The sequence below is a fragment of the Butyricimonas faecihominis genome (assembly GCF_033096445.1).
In the GTDB taxonomy this organism is placed as follows: Bacteria; Bacteroidota; Bacteroidia; order Bacteroidales; family Marinifilaceae; genus Butyricimonas; species Butyricimonas faecihominis.
The window spans coordinates 2,360,505-2,377,720 of the sequence record NZ_AP028155.1 but is presented as its reverse complement, the minus strand read 5'-3'; the positions used below and the strand labels follow the sequence as shown (position 1 = coordinate 2,377,720).

At 37.5% G+C, this 17,216-nt stretch carries 19 protein-coding genes; all 19 read left to right on the top strand.

Annotated elements, in window-relative coordinates:
• The first annotated feature begins 12 nt into the window (after window positions 1-12).
• The 19 genes from R8806_RS09905 to R8806_RS09815 all read left to right on the top strand — a co-directional run bounded on the left by R8806_RS09905 (window position 13) and on the right by R8806_RS09815 (window position 17,215).
• Window positions 13-573 (top strand): acyltransferase, encoded by a 561-nt coding sequence (locus R8806_RS09905; protein ID WP_167513901.1) that lies wholly within the window; start codon window positions 13-15, stop codon window positions 571-573.
• On the top strand, window positions 560-1,150 hold the full coding sequence (locus R8806_RS09900; RefSeq protein WP_124317875.1) for an acyltransferase: 591 nt from the start codon (window positions 560-562) through the stop codon (window positions 1,148-1,150). Before R8806_RS09905 ends, R8806_RS09900 begins: the two co-directional genes overlap by 14 nt.
• Entirely contained in the window at window positions 1,140-2,612 is a 1,473-nt protein-coding gene (locus R8806_RS09895; RefSeq protein WP_151411508.1) for an oligosaccharide flippase family protein, read from the top strand. Before R8806_RS09900 ends, R8806_RS09895 begins: the two co-directional genes overlap by 11 nt.
• Window positions 2,593-3,888 (top strand): O-antigen ligase family protein, encoded by a 1,296-nt coding sequence (locus R8806_RS09890; protein ID WP_151411509.1) that lies wholly within the window; start codon window positions 2,593-2,595, stop codon window positions 3,886-3,888. The genes R8806_RS09895 and R8806_RS09890 overlap by 20 nt, the downstream gene beginning before the upstream one ends.
• Window positions 3,836-4,894, top strand: a complete 1,059-nt coding sequence (locus R8806_RS09885) for a glycosyltransferase family 4 protein (protein ID WP_317715818.1) — start codon at window positions 3,836-3,838, stop codon at window positions 4,892-4,894. The genes R8806_RS09890 and R8806_RS09885 overlap by 53 nt, the downstream gene beginning before the upstream one ends.
• On the top strand, window positions 4,891-6,162 hold the full coding sequence (locus R8806_RS09880; RefSeq protein ID WP_151411511.1) for a phenylacetate--CoA ligase family protein: 1,272 nt from the start codon (window positions 4,891-4,893) through the stop codon (window positions 6,160-6,162). Before R8806_RS09885 ends, R8806_RS09880 begins: the two co-directional genes overlap by 4 nt.
• Before the next feature lie 13 nt (window positions 6,163-6,175).
• Window positions 6,176-6,598 carry an acyltransferase gene (locus tag R8806_RS09875; RefSeq protein ID WP_124316829.1) on the top strand — a complete coding sequence of 141 codons (423 nt, stop codon included), beginning with the start codon at window positions 6,176-6,178 and terminating at the stop codon, window positions 6,596-6,598.
• A 4-nt stretch (window positions 6,599-6,602) separates the two neighbouring features.
• Window positions 6,603-7,310: a WecB/TagA/CpsF family glycosyltransferase gene (locus R8806_RS09870; protein WP_124316828.1), complete on the top strand. Its 708-nt coding sequence runs from the start codon at window positions 6,603-6,605 to the stop codon at window positions 7,308-7,310.
• Window positions 7,307-7,762, top strand: a complete 456-nt coding sequence (locus R8806_RS09865) for a WxcM-like domain-containing protein (RefSeq protein ID WP_124316827.1) — start codon at window positions 7,307-7,309, stop codon at window positions 7,760-7,762. Before R8806_RS09870 ends, R8806_RS09865 begins: the two co-directional genes overlap by 4 nt.
• Window positions 7,763-7,861: 99 nt before the next feature.
• On the top strand, window positions 7,862-8,200 hold the full coding sequence (locus R8806_RS09860; RefSeq protein ID WP_124316826.1) for a hypothetical protein: 339 nt from the start codon (window positions 7,862-7,864) through the stop codon (window positions 8,198-8,200).
• Window positions 8,097-8,474 carry a hypothetical protein gene (locus R8806_RS09855; RefSeq protein WP_164719634.1) on the top strand — a complete coding sequence of 126 codons (378 nt, stop codon included), beginning with the start codon at window positions 8,097-8,099 and terminating at the stop codon, window positions 8,472-8,474. Before R8806_RS09860 ends, R8806_RS09855 begins: the two co-directional genes overlap by 104 nt.
• 144 nt (window positions 8,475-8,618) lie before the next feature.
• Window positions 8,619-9,431, top strand: a complete 813-nt coding sequence (locus R8806_RS09850) for an AAA family ATPase (RefSeq protein WP_124316824.1) — start codon at window positions 8,619-8,621, stop codon at window positions 9,429-9,431.
• Window positions 9,428-10,360, top strand: a complete 933-nt coding sequence (locus R8806_RS09845; RefSeq protein ID WP_124316823.1) for a DUF4435 domain-containing protein — start codon at window positions 9,428-9,430, stop codon at window positions 10,358-10,360. Before R8806_RS09850 ends, R8806_RS09845 begins: the two co-directional genes overlap by 4 nt.
• A 269-nt stretch (window positions 10,361-10,629) precedes the next feature.
• The gene (locus R8806_RS09840; RefSeq protein ID WP_124316822.1) at window positions 10,630-11,859 is read left to right on the top strand and encodes an ABC transporter permease; all 1,230 of its coding nucleotides are present in this window, start codon (window positions 10,630-10,632) and stop codon (window positions 11,857-11,859) included.
• A 4-nt stretch (window positions 11,860-11,863) separates the two neighbouring features.
• A complete protein-coding gene (locus R8806_RS09835; RefSeq protein WP_118304442.1) occupies window positions 11,864-12,637 on the top strand; it encodes an energy transducer TonB in 774 nt (257 codons plus the stop codon).
• Complete coding sequence (locus R8806_RS09830) at window positions 12,634-13,323, top strand: ComF family protein (RefSeq protein WP_124316821.1); 690 nt, start codon at window positions 12,634-12,636, stop codon at window positions 13,321-13,323. Before R8806_RS09835 ends, R8806_RS09830 begins: the two co-directional genes overlap by 4 nt.
• Window positions 13,324-13,405: 82 nt before the next feature.
• Window positions 13,406-15,319 (top strand): Ig-like domain-containing protein, encoded by a 1,914-nt coding sequence (locus R8806_RS09825; RefSeq protein ID WP_124316820.1) that lies wholly within the window; start codon window positions 13,406-13,408, stop codon window positions 15,317-15,319.
• A complete protein-coding gene (locus R8806_RS09820) occupies window positions 15,316-16,077 on the top strand; it encodes a DUF3108 domain-containing protein (protein ID WP_087420945.1) in 762 nt (253 codons plus the stop codon). The genes R8806_RS09825 and R8806_RS09820 overlap by 4 nt, the downstream gene beginning before the upstream one ends.
• A 133-nt stretch (window positions 16,078-16,210) precedes the next feature.
• Window positions 16,211-17,215, top strand: coding sequence for a DUF4837 family protein (locus R8806_RS09815; RefSeq protein ID WP_124316819.1), 1,005 nt, complete (start codon window positions 16,211-16,213; stop codon window positions 17,213-17,215).
• Window position 17,216 lies beyond the last annotated feature (1 nt).

The window sequence follows — 17,216 nt, the reverse complement described above, 5'->3', positions numbered from 1 at the left end:
AAGTTACAGTTTATGATGAGAAAAATATTTTTAATATTTAAATTTTATTATTATAAGATATTTTATCCTAAGTTTTATCGTAATATTAAACATGGGAAAAATTTTAGATGTCAAGCAGGAATAGACGCCGTGTTTCCAGAACTTATTGAAATAGGAGATAATTTTATAGCTGCTCCAGGGTCAAAAATATTAACTCATGATGCAAGTCTCTTGTTATTTACAGATAATTTAAAAATTAGAGCACAAAAAACGACAATTGGTAATTCTGTATTTTTAGGAGAATGTAGTGTTGTTATGCCGGGTGTTACAATAAATGATAATGTAATAGTTGGAGCAGGTTCTATTGTCACGAAGGATATTCCTGCAAATAGTGTTGTTGCTGGAAATCCTGCTAAATTAATTTGTACTGTTGATGCATATATAGAAAAGTGTAAACAATGTGGTATTTTATATGATGTATCTGAGAATTTTCAAAATGCTTTAAATAACGGTTTACCAATAACGATTGATTGTATGAAATCTATTCGTGAGAAAGTATATCAACAAATGGAAATTTGCAATGGATGTAAGTGAAATATTATCAGTATTTTCAATAGTTATTTCTCGATTTTTTTCTAATATACATAGTTTTTTTCTATTGTTTATATTAAAATTAAGAGGAATGAAAGGAGGAAGAGGATTAAGAATACATTCTACAGTGACAATGTGTGATTGGCTATGCAATATGCGGGTAGGGAGAAACGTTGTATTGCACAGGGGGGTTAGAATTGTAATGTCAAGGGGATCAAGTTTAGAATTGAAAAATAAAGCTTGGATTTCATATTATACAATTATAATTGCTTCTCGTGGAACTAAAATTGTTATTGGAGAAAATACGATGTTTGGAGGAAATTGTACAATTGTTTCTGCTGATCATGACGTAGGAGATAAATTGAGTTTGCGAGAGTCTGGTCATGTTGGTGGAGATATTATAGTAGGGGATAATTGTTGGATTGGTGCAAATTGTGTTATAACCAAAGGGGTTACAATAGGGGACGGTGCTATTATAGGTGCAGGATCTATTGTAACCAAAGATATTCCAGCGATGACCATTGCCGTGGGAAGCCCTGCTAAAGTGGTAAAAAAAAGAAATATAAAAAATGCTATTTAAGTTCTATAAAGAGAATGGTCCTATAAAAGAACTCGTTTCAAGTAGCTTATGGTCAATAGTTGGCACCATAATTTCAAAGGTGCTCTTGTTTGTTATTTGGATTATTGTTGCACGTTTACTTTCGCCTGGACAATATGGAGAATTTAGTATTATCAAGAGCACAACTTTAATGTTTGCTGATTTTGTTGGCTTTAGTTTTTCTATAGCGGCAACTAAATATATTGCACAATATTCTTTATGCGATAAAAGGCGAGTTGAAAAATTAATCGGTTTATTTCTTATAAGTAGTATCGTTATAGGATTTGTAGCATTTATTATGGTTTACCTCTCTGCCAATTGGATTTGTTCGAATTTTTTTAAGGCAGAATATTTATTCGGATATTTGCAGTGTTCATCAATTGTAATGCTTGTGAGTATATTAAATAATAGTCAACTAGGGATACTCCGAGGTTTCAATTGTTATAAAGAGATAGCTAAAATCAATACAATTCAAGTGCTATTATCTTTTCCTATATATATATTGGGGACATACTTTTGGGGAATAAGAGGAGCTGTTTGGGCATATGTTTTTTATAATGTAGTAATATGTTTTTTATCTCACTATGAAATACGAAAATATTGTAAAATAAATTATATTATTCCTACTTATAAAGGATTTTATAAGGAGCTGCATATAATTGTAAGTTATGTTTTTCCTTACTTTTTATCAATGCTATTGACAGTATGTAGCCAATGGTATAATGAATCAAGGGTTGTATCTTTAGGAAATGCGGGTTTTGTACAATTAGGATATTATTCTGCGGTAAACGTTATTCAGACAATGATTGTTAGTGTTGCGATTATGGTCTGTTCTCCTTTTGTTCCGATAATGGCTAAATATCGTCAAAATGGAGAAAATATAAGCGGAGTAGAGAAATTGAATATGCTTTTGCCTTTATATATGAGTTTGTTTATTGCTATTCCTTTGATGTTATTCCCTGAAGTTATATCACTATTTTATGGAGTTAGTTATGCAAATGATGATATGTATGTTATTACAGTAATCGTAATATCATATACAGTATTAATTATCTATAAGCAAGCTTTGGCTAGATCTGTCGCTGTTTATGAAATGCAATGGATTTATTTGTTAGATTCTATTTTACTTGCGATCTCTTTTGTTTTTGGATTTTATTATTTGTTTTACTTGGGGATTAAAGGACTTGTTTTTACCTTTCTTTTTTCTTATATATTTTCAACCCTTGTTTTCACACCGATATATATTCACAAGAAGATGCTTTTAATTGGAATTTTTAAAAGTGTTTTTTTATGGCAGATTTTGCTTTGTGCTATTATTGCAGGGTGTTCTTATTTTGTATTAGAAAATATCTATTATAGAGTTGTTCTTTTTATCGTAATGCTATTGTTTGTACTTTATTGCATAAAAATTGAATTAAGAAAATATGGTTTCTTTAAGAATTAATCTTTTAAATTTTTATGTTGTATTTTTGCCACGAGTACTATTTATTTGTTTTATTGTAATAGATTCCTTGAATGGATATTTGCAGGAGTTTTATAACTTGCATACTCCAATAGGTGTATTGTCAAGAGGAATAATGTTATTACTTATTTCTTCTTGTGTATTCGTAAAAATTAATCTTTTTATATACAAGTTGTTTAAATTACTTGTTTGGGTTTATTTATTTGCAATTCCTTTATGGTATATAAATGGATCAGAATTGATATTTTTTCGAGAGGTTCAATATCTATTTCGCTTTATCTATTTTTTTTGTATTTTGTTTTATTTTTATTCATATAGGTGTTGTTTCTCTATAAAGGAATTACTTAACTTGATTGTTATTTCTGCTTTTATTATTAGCGTAATAAATATTTTCTGTTTTTTTAGCGGATTGGGTATAAAATCTTATGGAGATGATTTTGGATTTGGTACAAAAGCATTTTATGCCGATGGTAATTCATTAGGACTTTACATGATATTAGCCAATTGTATATCAATTTGGTATGCTTTCTATGCTAAAGGAAAAATGTGGTTAATTGCGATTGTTATAAGTTTGGGTACAATGTTGATTGGCTCTCGTGCAGCACTTTTAGGAACAGCTGTTGCTTGGCCTGCGATGTTGCTATATTTTTTATTTGTACGAGATAACATGATCAAATTTTCTAAAGTAAATAAATTGTTTGTTTGTTTGTTGGGTGGTGGGATAATTATTTATGGTATAGTTTCAATATATATTTTTATATCTGGTTTTGATACTTATACGATGGAGCGTTTTTCTATTGAATCTGCTATATTGCCACGAGAAAATTTGATAATTCTTGGAAAACAAGTGATAAAGAATTTTAATTGGGGCGAGATATTAATTGGTAAAGGTTTTACGGGGGGAATGAGTGCTCTTGGAGAATTATATCCCTCATCTTTGGAAACAAAGTCTATAGAGTCGGATTGGTATGATATGATACTTTCTTTTGGCTGGTTTTTTGGTAGTTTGATGATTTTAATACAATTATTAATATTACAGAGAATATTGAAGGCTTTTGGGAGGAAGCCGTCGTCATTATCTTTTACTTTATCTATAGCAGGATGCTTGTGGATAGGTGCTTCTTGTATGGCTGGACATGGTTTTAATAATACAATGCTAGCTCCTTTATTGAGTGTTTTATTTATTACAAGTGATAAATTAATACATGGATATGATTTCGGGAGAATTATGCCGAAAGGTACTGATAATAGGAACTGATTTTAATGGGAAGGGAGGAATAGCATTCTTGTTGCATCTTTATTCTAAAATCTTTTCCCCATTTTTGTTTATATGTTCGCATCGTTTCACAACGAAATGGGTGCAATTAGGATTAGCAATTGTTGCGTTTTTTAAATTATTATATTATTGTATTTTTTCTTCAGTGAAAATTGTACATGTTCATACAGCCTCGTACCGATTTTTCTATAGGGAGTCTGTTTATATTTTATTAGCTAAAATCTTTCGACGTAAAGTTATCTTACATTTGCATGGCGGTGAATTTGAGCTTTTTTATAATAATTCTTCTCGTTATGTCAGATTTATTTGCAAGCAAGCTGATTTTGTTGTGGGGGTTTCAAAATATTTTGGGGAATTGTTTCGAGAGTTAAATCTAAATGAAAATATTTTTGTATTGTATAATGCAATACAACCTCCTTTATATGAAAAGAAAATAAATAATGATGGCAAAATACGAATTTCTTTTTTAGGAACAATTGATAATAATAAGGGCGTATTCGATATTATTGATTGTATGGTAGTTAATAGAGAGTATTTTAGAGATAAAATAGAATTACACATTGGCGGAATTGGTGATGAAAAACATTTATTGGCTAAAATGAAAGAAGGAAATATTATAGATTTTGTGCATTATGATGGATGGTTGGATGATATACAAAAAAATGAATTATTAGCTCAAACTGATATTTATTTACAGCCTTCATATTTTGAATCTTTGGGGATTGCGATAATTGAAGCTATGAGTTATGGTATCCCGATTATTGCGTCGAATACAGGGGGAATTCCAGAATTAGTGAAATCATCTGAACATGGATATTTAATAGCACCTGGTGATATAGAACAATTGTTTTATGTACTTCGTTTGTTGATTGAAAACAAAAATTTGCGAGAAAACTTTGGCAGAAACTCTTTAAAAAAATCTAAAGAATTTACCATAGAATCTATGGAAAAGAATATAATCCGATTATATAATATATTATTGAAATGATGAATTGGCGAGTATTATTGATGTCTTTTGTACGGCGAGGAAATTTGAAATCTATTTATAAACAAAATTTAGAACGTCAATATGAAGGTACAGAGGTAACAATTAAATGTGAAATGCAAGAAAATGCCATGAAAATTTTTCAATTTCATGTGCAAAATAATCCCAAATATCGAGAATTTTTAGATTCTAAAGGATTTGATTATCACAACTTGAAAAATATTATATGGGAAAATATTCCTATTATAACTAAGGATGATTTGAGAAAATACTATCCTGAAATTAAGTCTGAAACCTATAATTATACATCTTCAGGAGGTTCAACAAGTATTCCTTTGCAATATCCGGCTAGTAAAGAAAGTGCATTATTTATTTGGCCGGCTCATTGGACCATGCAACAAATATGTGGAGGAAGACCTTATGATAAAATATTGATGTTGATGGCTTATGGAAATGTAAAAAAGACGATAACAAAACGAATTTATCACGCTTTATCAAATTTTTATACGTTTAATTCGTTTACAATGACAGAGAAGCAAATGGAGAATATGTGTGAATTGATTCAAAATAAAGAAATAAAATTTATTTATGGTTATTCCTCTGCAATCAATCAATTCTTACGTTTTTTGAAAATTAAAAATATAATTCTTCCTCTAAAAGGAATATTTACGACAAGTGAAAATAAAATAAATTCTAGCTATTCTTTAGCTAGGGACTATTGTCATTGTGACGTGTTTGATCAATATGGAGCTCATGATGGGGATGTTTTTGCTTTTGAATGTGAGGAACACGCTGGACTTCATATTTTGCATGATTGGTCTACAGTAGAAGTAATAAATAATGAAATTATCTTGACTGCGGTGAAAAATAAAGCTTTTCCATTTATTCGTTATCAGGTCGGTGATGTATCATTGGGAGAAAAATTGATTACAGAAAAATGTAAATGTGGAAGGACTTTGTTTCGATTGAAAGGAATATCTGGGCGTAACACTTATTTTGTAAAAGATATCGATGGACGAGAAGTATCTGTTATGTTATTTACTTATCCATTTGATTCAGATTATAACATTTTGCAGTATCAGGTTGTTGAAGAGAATGGTGAGTTGAGAGTGAATTTCATTACAGACAAATATACGAAAGAACAATTAATAGATTTGTATATGCCATTCATTTTATCGAAACTCAAACGTCCGGTTGATTTTATGGTAAATCAACATATATATAAGTTGCCTAATGCTAAGGTACCATTATTTTACAAAATTAGCCAATAGTGTACAGTAAATTATGATTGTTAAAATTAGAAATTTTATTCGTTGGATTGTCATTATTGTTAGGCATTTTATTTATCGCACATTGTTTAAAATGGATATAAATAAAAGTGCTAGATTATCTTTTGGAGCGAAGTTAGATAAGACATATCCTATAGGGCTTCATATTGGAGCGGAAAGTTATGTTGCAAGTGGTGCTATTATTTTTACACATGATTTTACACGGAATATTCATAGCCATACCTATATAGGTGAAAAGTGTTTTATTGGTGCTAACAGTATTATTATGCCAGGAATTATAATTGGAGATCAGGTTATTGTAGGTAGCGGTGCTGTTGTAACAAAAGACGTTCCTTCAAATTGTATGGTTGTGGGTAATCCAGCTAGAGTTATAAAAGAAAATATCCGAACTAAAAGATTCGGTCAATTAATAAGTTGAATATATGTTAGATAGGAGGATTTTATTAAATGGGGTAAAAGTTCATCCTTTTATTTCGGGAGAAGAATTGTTGGCTTATGCGGAAAAGGAAAAAGGAATTCTTATTGCTATAAATGCAGAAAAAATTCTTCATGCGACAGAACAGACTAGGGAGATTATAAATCGGAATATCGGGTATTGTGATGGGATGGGGGCAGTCATGGCAATGAAGAAAAAGGGCTACAAGGATGTTGTGAAAATTCCAGGATGTGAGTTATGGTTGAAAATTATAGCTTCTTTATATCAAAGTAATAAGTCATTTTATTTAGTAGGAGGGAAACAAGAAGTGATTGAGGGAACCGTGAATAAATTGAAGAATGAGTTTGAGGGAATACAGATTGTTAATTATCGAAATGGCTATATTCAGACAGAAGAGGAGAGGGAAGCTTTGATTGAAGATGTGGTAAAGAAAAAACCTGATGTTGTATTTGTAGCAATGGGATCTCCGAAGCAGGAGCTATTGATGGAAGAAATGTTGGAGCGGCATGTTGCGATTTATCAAGGATTGGGTGGAAGTTTTGATGTTTATACTGGGAATGTAAAAAGAGCTCCGAAGTGGTGGGTGGATCATGGTTTAGAATGGGCTTATAGGCTTGTAAAACAGCCTTCAAGAATTAAACGACAAGTGTATCTGGTAAAATTCTTATTACTTGTAAAATTGGGTAGAATATGAGTAAGGTACAAGTTATTGAAGGGGAGATTTTCACCGATTATCGTGGATTGATATCTTCTTTGAATGATTTTGATTTCGAGGGGGTGGAGAGGTTTTATTTTATTCATCACCCGGATGCAGATGTGGTGAGAGGATGGCATGCTCATCAATTCGAGAAAAAATGGTTTTATTGCGTGAAGGGGGCATTCACGATCGGGTTGGTGAAAATTGATAATTGGGAACACCCGAGTGAGAATTTGAAAGCAGAAATATTTCGTTTGTCAGAGGCGAAAAGTGAGATTATCTGCGTGCCGGAGGGATACGGGAATTGTATTAAGGCGGAGGAGCCGGGGGCGGTATTGTTGGTGTTTTCGGGGAAAAGGTACGAGGAGGCGTTGGCGGATAGTTGGAGGTATGATAAGGATTTGTGGGTGGATTGGGAGAGGGGGGAAGCTAGAAGGAAGAATTCGTGATCCGGTTAAGTTAAGATTTAAATATTTGATTAATATGTTAATGTTAGGCCGCGGGAGAAGAGTTCCCGTGGTTTTTTTATAAATTAAAATGATGTGATTATGGAACATTTATTGAAAGGACAGTTATTTTTTTGGTTGAAAGAGGGTGCTCGTGAAATGTCGGACGAGCAAATAGAAGAGATGGTTCAAGATTTTGTGAATGATTTGGTGAAATGGGACGAGAGTGTGGGAGATTATAGAGAGGTAACTCGAGGTTTGGAGAGTCTTCGTATTCGGTTGCAGGTTTGGGAAGAGGTGTATAGAACTGGTGACGGGACTGGAAAAAAAGGCTATAGTGAGTCTATGCCTGCATGCCCTAAAAGGACGGGTGGAGCACGAGATTCGGTTGGTGCGAGAACGACAGGAGAAACCGGAATGGTTTGCCGGGAATTCGGATAACGAGCCGTTGTCACTCTGGACATCGAACAATAGCAAGATGGAGATTGCGGAACTGATGCTGGGGATTTACTTGGCGAAGGTGTTGCGGACACCGGATGGGATGGTGATGGAGTATCGAGAGGTGATCCGGTTGGTCGAACGTGCGTTCGGGGTGAAGATTTCGAATCACCGGGAGTTGAAACGGGATATTTTCAAACGGACGCACGAGCTGGTGATATTCCTGAAGCGGTTGATCTTTTTGATTGAACAGGAACGGGATAAGAAAGATGCTTAATAGGGAGAGGGGCGTGGTAAAAACTTTACCACGCCTTTCGTTTATAAAGTTGAACCATTGGTTCTGAAAGTTCATAAAGTCGAGCTGTTATTTTGAAAAGAAATTTTCCTACCTTTGTAAAGGTATTTACAAAAGAATAGGAGAATGGCAATAAAGCAGATAAATATAGAGGGAATTTGGGGTGGAAAGGGTGATATACATTGGGATAATATACATCCGGATGTAAATATTCTTGTCGGGAGTAATGGATCAGGGAAGAGTACTTTATTGAATATTCTGCGATTTTTGTTGTTGGGAAACACAAAAGAATTGAAAGAACTTGTTAAAAACGTGACTGTTTGCGTGGGTGAAGGTATGATCCGTTACGAGGTTTCTGAAAAGAGTGTGTTGTGGGAAACGAAAAATAGTTTCGACGTATATTACGTGAATACTTTTGATATTCCATCGGCAAAAAAAAGTGCCCAATCTCAATTGACACAACAACTGGACATGCTGTTGTACCAACGTCAGAAAGATGTTTATTCTTTTACGGATTATCGTTTGGAGACAACGACCCGGCCAAGAGAAAACGTGAGTCAAGAGCATATACATGATTTCTTGAATATTATAAATCGTTTTTTTGCCTCCACTGGTAAAACAATTCATATTAATGAACGAAACGAGATTGTTTTTGATAAAACAGGAGTGATATTAACTATTGAGCAGCTTTCTTCAGGAGAGAAACAGGTATTGATTCTTTTATTTACCGTTTTCTTGATGAAGCAACAAACAGCCGTGTTATTGCTTGATGAACCGGAGATTTCTTTGCACATGGACTGGCAGGATAAGTTGATTGAAACGTTGTTTGAAATTAATCCGAATTGTCAGGTGTTTTTAACTACTCATTCCCCGAATATTTTCGCAGACGGTTGGGGGGATAAGCTGGTGTTTATGGGTAATATATTGACAGAGAGATGACCCCGGAGGAGTACCAATTTCGGCAATTGGAAGCTAAGCGATATAAAGCTTCTTTATCTTTGTCTGGCCGTAGGGCAGTTATTTACATGGAAGATAAGAATGATAAAGAGTTTTGGAGTTCCGTGTTAAAGCATTACAAGCCAGAAGCCACATTCTACTTCGTGTACGGTTCTAGAACATCGGGAAGCGGGTGCCAACAGTGTTTTAAATATAAAGATTTTTTGGACGAGAAATTCCTTATAGCCGTGGATAGCGATTTTCGCTATTTGATGCAAGAAAAAGAGATTTCTGCCATGCATTACGTGTTGCAAACGTACACGTATTCTTTTGAAAATCATTATTGTTATAAAGATAATCTGCAAGGTGCTTTACGTCGTTCTTGTGAGGATGATTCTGTGGATTTAATATTTTCATTTCCTCGTTTTGTCGAAGAATTTTCGGAGATCATTTATCCTTTATTCGTGTATTTGTTGCATTGTATTCGTGTAAATAACAAGAATTTTACTCGCGAGGAATTTCGTGACGTGTTGAGCGGTATGATAAAAGTAGATGGGTCTATTGCGGAAAATGGGAAAAAGATATTGGATGTTCTTCGTGAAAGAGTGGAGATTCAATTAGAACAAATCAAATCAAAAGAGAAAACTTTTTCGTCGGAAACAGAGGCGTATTTGCACGAAGTGCTTGGTTTAAATAAGAAAACTACTTATCTGTATTTGCGGGGGCATGATATGTTTCGTATTTTGGTGTCACAAGGGCGTGAGGTTGTAAAATCACATATTCGTTACGAAAAGCAAAAAGCGGGGGAAGAACAATATAGGGTTGTTCTTGCGAAACATCATTCATTTGAAAAGGAATTACTTTCTAATTTAATTTATTCTTATCCGGAGATAGAAAAAATCGGTAAAGACATCCAAGATGTTTTGGGATAAAATTTTTCGCTAAATTTATTCTTGAGACGGTTAATCTTTTGATTGAACAGGCATTGGATAGAAAGGATACCATTGTTCATAACTTGTTTAGAATTGCTTGGCTGATTTAGTTAGATCCGATTTGCCCGAAAGGAGTGTCTAAATGTACTTTCTTAGACTGTCCCTTTCTAATCTCTTTTTGTTTTCGTAGTTTTGCATGATAAAACCGGGAAATTGGAGTATTGAAGTGATCGTCATTTTCAATTTTCAATTTTCAATTTTCAATTGTTATGAATCTGGAATGGTACATTGCGCGTAGGTTGTTGAAAGGGGACGGCACGAAATCCGTGTCGGTGCCGATCGTGAAGATTGCGATTGTTGGGATCGCCTTGGGGTTGTGCGTGATGTTATTGTCGTTGTTTATTATCACGGGGTTTAAGTACGAGATCACCGAAAAATTGTCGGGTTTCACGGCTCATTTGAGCGTGGTGCCTTTTGTCCCCGGTTCGACGAATGAGGGGGGAGTGGTCCGTGAATCGGAGAGTCTGGTGAAAAGCTTGAAAGAGGTGGAAGGAGTGAAGAACGTGTACGGGTATATCGAAAAGCCCGCGATATTTAAGAGTAAAGAGGAGATTCACGGGGTGGTGTTAAAAGGAGTAGATGTGGGGTATGATGTTGTTTTTTTCAGGGAGAATCTGAAGGAGGGGAAAATGCCTGATTTTGAAACGGAACGGGCGTCAAATGAAATATTAATTTCTGCATCCGTGGCGGATATGCTGGAAATCGGTGTCGGGGGAAAAGTCACGGCCCATTTCGTGCAGGACCCGCCGAGAGCGAGAGTGTTTACCGTTGCCGGAATTTACGACACGGGTTTCAAGGAGTATGATGACGTGATGGTGTTGGTTGATGAACGACATCTGGCGAAATTGAATGACTGGGGGCCGGGGGAGGTTTCCGGGATTGCTATCGAACTGGAGGATGTGGAGCGATTAAACGAGGTGGTAGAGGAGGTGGAAAATGTCGTGTATGATGCGAGTGGAAATTACGAGGTACAGACGCTTGCCGACGTGGCTCCGCAAATTTTTGACTGGTTGGCGTTGTTGAACATGAACGTGTGGGTGATCCTGATTTTGATTGTCACGGTGGCCGGTTTTAATATGGTGTCGGGGTTATTGATTTTGATTCTGGATAAGACTACTTTGATCGGGATATTGAAAGCGTTAGGCTACAAAAATGTTTCTTTGAGAAAATTGTTCCTGTACATATCGGCGGGATTGATTATTAAAGGAATGTTATGGGGAAATGTGCTGGCTTTTGTTTTGGCAGGAATTCAGGCGATATTCCGTGTGATTCATCTAGATCCTGTGACGTATTATATGGACACGGTTCCAATTAATTTTAGTCTCGGATACGTGATATTATTGAATGTAGGAGTGATCGTGATAACCGTTTTAATGTTGATTGTCCCGACGATGCTGATTTCCAAGATTAGTCCGGTGAAGGCGATTAAATTCGAGTAAAGTTATGAGCGTGAAAAATGATATATATGCTATTAGAGATTCTCTATTGGATTGGTTGAAGGAACACCGACATGGTGTGATGGGTACGGTAATTTTTCATCTCGTGCTTGCTATCTTTTTGGTTTGTGTCGGAATTTCACGTTTGGATTCGCAACAGAGGATGGAAATCGAGATTGATATGCCGGAACCGGAAATCGTTCAGCAAAAGCAAGAGGAGCAAAAAAAGAAGGAGCAAATTCTCCAACAAAGCGCTGACGAGGAGGTGAACGAGATGTTGCGTTCGTTGGCGGTGAACGAGGATGCCGTGAAGAAAAATGCTGAAACCCAGCCTCACGAACGAGTAGAAGAGTATATTGAACAGATTCAGGAGGAGATTGATAGTGATTATGGGGGACGTTACCGGGCGAATAAAAACAAGCATTACAAGGAGGATAGTATTCGTGTCCAGCGGGATAAGAAGGAACGGATGTTGGATTCACTCCAATCCACGGTTTACGTGGGGAAGAGCAGCGTGTCATATAATATAAAAGGGCGTTACAAGACTTATCTGCCGATTCCTGTTTATAAATGCGAATTCGGTGGAAAAATCGTGGTAGCGGTAGTCGTGAACCGGCAAGGACGGGTCATTAAGGCTGAGGTGGTGGATGCGGAGTCGAATAAAGATGATTCTTTGCGGGAGGTGGCAGTAGATGCAGCCTTGAAGTCGGAATTTAACGTTGACGAGAAGGCCCCGGAACGACAGACGGGAACGATCACGTATAATTTTGTCAAACAATGACACGGTTTGTTTCTTCTATTTTTTCCCGCTTTTTCAGATTGTTATATCCCCGCACGTGTGTGGTGTGTGGCGATGTTCTGGTTGATGGTGAGCTTTTTTTGTGTTCAGCTTGTTTAAGCGGTTTGCCTTTGAACGAGGGAGTTGATGAGGAGGCGGACAGGGTGCTTACGGATGATTTGGGAATCGAGCATTTATACTGGTTGTTCCGTTATGACCGGGCAAGTGATTTTCATAAATTAGTGTACGCCATCAAGTATCGTTCCAACCGGGAATTGGGCGTGTGGACCGGGAAAATGTTGGGAGAGCGGATGAAAGATGTTCGTGGGATTGATTGTATTATTCCCGTGCCGCTACATCCCGAAAGGGAGAAGAAACGGGGTTTTAATCAGGCTTTTCTGATTGGCACGGGGATTGCAAGTGTTTTAGGAGGACGGATCGAGCCGGAAGTGTTGAGGCGAGTGGTAAACACCCCTTCACAAACAGGTTTGGAACGGGGACAACGGGCTGATAACGTGGCCAAGGCTTTCGAGCTGGGAAATACTACTCGGGTGGAGGGATGCCACGTGTTGCTGGTAGATGATGTCGTGACAAGTGGAGCCACGATCCGGGCGTGTATGATGGAATTGAGTAAAATCAAGGGAGTACGGGTAAGTGTTGCTTGTTTGGGGAAGTCCGGCAGCATCTAAAAAAACTTGAATCTTAAATCTAAAATTGAAAGGATTTTAGCTTTTTTTCCCTAGTTTTGTAAAGTTAATATTTTTGAGGACTATGAATAAATTTTTTTGGAACGGATTCTGTTTTGTCGCTATTATCGTGGCGTTGATTATATATGCCTGTGCAAACAGGGGTTACCCGCAGGGAGGAGAGAAGGACGTGACTCCCCCTCAGGTTATCAAGGAGGTTCCGGAATCTTTTTCAACGAATTTCAAGGGAAAACAGATTGATATTTATTTCAACGAATATGTTCAATTAAAGGATATTAACAAGAAATTCGTGATGTCTCCCCCGATGAAGAAGAAAGCCCGGGTGAGCTTGCGGGGAAAATACGTGCGGGTGACGTTTCAGGATTCTTTGAAACCGAATACGACTTACACGCTGGACTTTGCCGACGCAATCGTGGATAATAACGAGGGAAACCCGCTCGGTTTCTATCGGTACGTGTTTTCCACGGGGCCGCAACTGGATTCGATGGAACTCGGGGGACAGGTTATTGATATGCAAACGCAGTTGCCCGTGCTGGGTGCTACCGTGATGTTCTACCAGAATACCGCGGATTCCGTGGCGTTGACCGATTTGCCGAGTTACGTGGCTAAAACGGATAGTGCCGGAATGTTTCGGGTGACTAATATTAAGGATGATACCTATCGGGTAATGGCAATCGATGATGCGAGAGGAAATTATTTGTTTGTGCCTTCAGAGACAAAAGTGGGTTTCATTGATTCTTTGATTCAGACTATATCGTTCCCCACGACAGTTTATGATACGATTCACCCGGACACGACGGTTGTCGAGGGACGGAGAACGAAGAAGGGAATGGAGTTCAAAGTGGTGTCAAAAGACACGATTGTCCGGCGTGATTTCACCATGTTCGGACCTACAAACTTGTTTATCCCGATGTTTGACGAGGAAAAGACTCAATTGTATCTGGTTGATGAGGCTCGTAAGGAGCGGGAACGATTGGATTTTACTTTCAGTATACCTGCTGATAACCAGTTGAACGTACGATTGTTAGGGGTACATCTGTTAGATAAGATTGATCAGGATGATTGGTATATCGAGGAACGTTCTGCCGGGAGGGATACGATTCAGTTGTGGATAAAGGACTCTTTGGTGTACAAGATCGATTCGCTCGTGGCAGAGGCCAGTTATTTGCGGACGGATTCGCTTGGTAAACGAGTGTTGCTTGCGGATACGATTAAATTCTATTACAAGGACAAACCGGAGCCCAAGGGTAAGCGTAAGAAGGAACAGGATTCCATTCCGGCAATTAAGTTTATGGAGATTAGCGCGGGGGTTGGTAGTACGGTGGATTTGAATAAGAATATCACACTGGAATTTGATCGTCCGATCGTGGAGGAGGGGTTGAAGAATATCCAATTGTTGGAAATGGTGGATTCCGTTTTGACCCCGGTTGACTTTAACTTGAAACATGATAGTCTGAAAATTCGTAGGTATTACGTGGAGAAAGAATGGAAGCCGGAAACGGAATATCAGCTGTTGATCGATTCGATGGGAATATATAGTATTTACGGGTTGTATAACAACAAGCTCGTGAAGGATTTTAAAACGAAAGCGATCGAGGATTACGGGAATATTATCGTGAACGTGAAGGAGGCTACAACCCCGATTATCTTGCAACTTTATCAGGGCGATAAGGAGATCAAGGTGCTGGAAGAACGGACGATCAAGGGAGATGGGAAGGTCATCTTTGATTACTTGGGAGAGGGAACTTATATGATCCGGGCTATTCTCGACCGGAACGGAAACGGGAAATGGGACACGGGTAATTACTTGAAACATTTGCAGCCGGAAGAGATAAAATATTTGCCCACGGAGATAAAATTGAAAAAGAATTTCGATGTCGAGCAAGACTTTGACATGAGTAAAACGTATAAGAGAGAAGATCCGAGTAAAAAGAAGAATACAGAAGGAGATAAAAAAAGAAATAGAACTAATCGATGAGAACGATTATATTGATAGTTACATTGTTTGTGAGCCTTCCTGCCATATCGCAGAAGAAGTTGCCTAACGTGATAGAGAAACTGACTTACAGGGGCTATTACAACTGGAGCTTTATCTGGATTAACGCGGGTTCGGTGGAAATGACCGTACAGCCTTCCGACAAGTATCCGAATGCCCAGTGTATATTTGCCGTGGGGTATTCGAATCCTTCGTGGGACTGGGTGTTCAAGCTGAGAGATACGTTGATATCGCATCATGATAGCATGACCTATAAACCTTACGAGTTTTCGAGAAAAGCGCACGAGGGGAATTACCATAAAACGTTCGATTACGTGTGGGATTACGATAGCGGGGTGATCCATGCTGATATACACCGGATCGGAAAATACCAACGTAAGGATACGATTAAATTGTTGCCGGACACGTACGATATGTTGTCCGTGGCATGGTATGCAAGGGAATTGGATTTTGATAACTACAAGAAAGGAGACCAGATCCCGATACGTATTCTACTGGACGATAAAATATATGATTTATATGTTCGTTACTTGGGGAAAGAGAAAGTGAAAACGGATAGCGGGCGGCGGATGTGTCACGTGTTTTCTCCCTTGCTCGTGGCTGGTGACGTGTTTAAAGGGGGAGAGAACATGAAGGTATGGGTAAGTGATGACGAGTATCGTATTCCCGTGATGGTTGAGGCCAAGATTATCGTGGGGTCGGTGAAAGGTATCTTGGATGAGGCCAATAGTAAGTTTTAGCAATTGAAAATGCAGAATTGAAAATATGCTGTGTTTTTGATTATATATATCGTTAGGAAGGGGTTTAATTAATATTGTATTGAGAGTGAGATTCATTTTCAATTTTCAATTTTCAACTTTCAATTCTATTATTATGAAGAATATTGTATTTGTTTTCGTGATGGTTTTAATGTTAGGTTCTTGTAAGGATGCCACGAAGAACCTGATGCCTGCCGTGACAGGAAAAATCAATCAGGTATTGATTATTGCCGAGAAGAACACGTGGGATGGTCCCGTGGGTGATACGATCCGGGAATTCTTTGGACAGGAACAGGATGGTTTGCCACAGGCAGAACCGATTTTTGATGTGCTTAACCTGCCGGAGAAGTATTTTGATAAGAATATGAAGGGACACCGTAACGTGTTGCAAGTCGTGATTTCTCCTTCTATTGACTCTGCTTACGTGCAGTATGCAGATAGCCCGTGGGCCAAAACACAGAAGTATATAAAGATTGCAGCCCCGGATAGGAAAACGTTTTTCAAGTTGTTTGATGAGAATAAGTTAAGAATTCTTGGTATTTATGCTAAGGCTGAGCGTGATCGGCTAATATCGGTTTATAAGCGGACTGCGGATACCCGGATCTTTAATTTGTTCAAGAAGAAGTATAATATATTGTTGTATTGTCCTACAGGATATTACGTGAATAAGGATACGACTGATTTCGTGTGGATGTCGAGTGAAACGACTAAGAATAGTAAAGGTATTATATTTTTTACTGAAAAGTACGAGCATGAGAGCCAGTTTAATTATGCCATTATTTTTGATCGGGTGAACGAGGAGTTGAAGAAACATATTCCCGGTCCGCATGAAGGATCGTATATGGCATTGGATCTGGAGGTACCTTATACAGCCGTGCAATACAAGTATAACGGGCATTATGCCGTGTTATTCCGCGGCTTGTGGATGGTGGTGAATGATTTCATGGCGGGACCGTATGAGTTGAACGTGGTGTTGGATGAGGAACATCAGCGAGTGATCTATATGATGGGGTACGTGTACTATCCGAACGAGGAGAAACGGGATATGATGAAACAAGTAGATGCTATCCTGAACACCATGGTGATTGATTATAAAGATAAGGAAGAGAAGACGAAGTAAT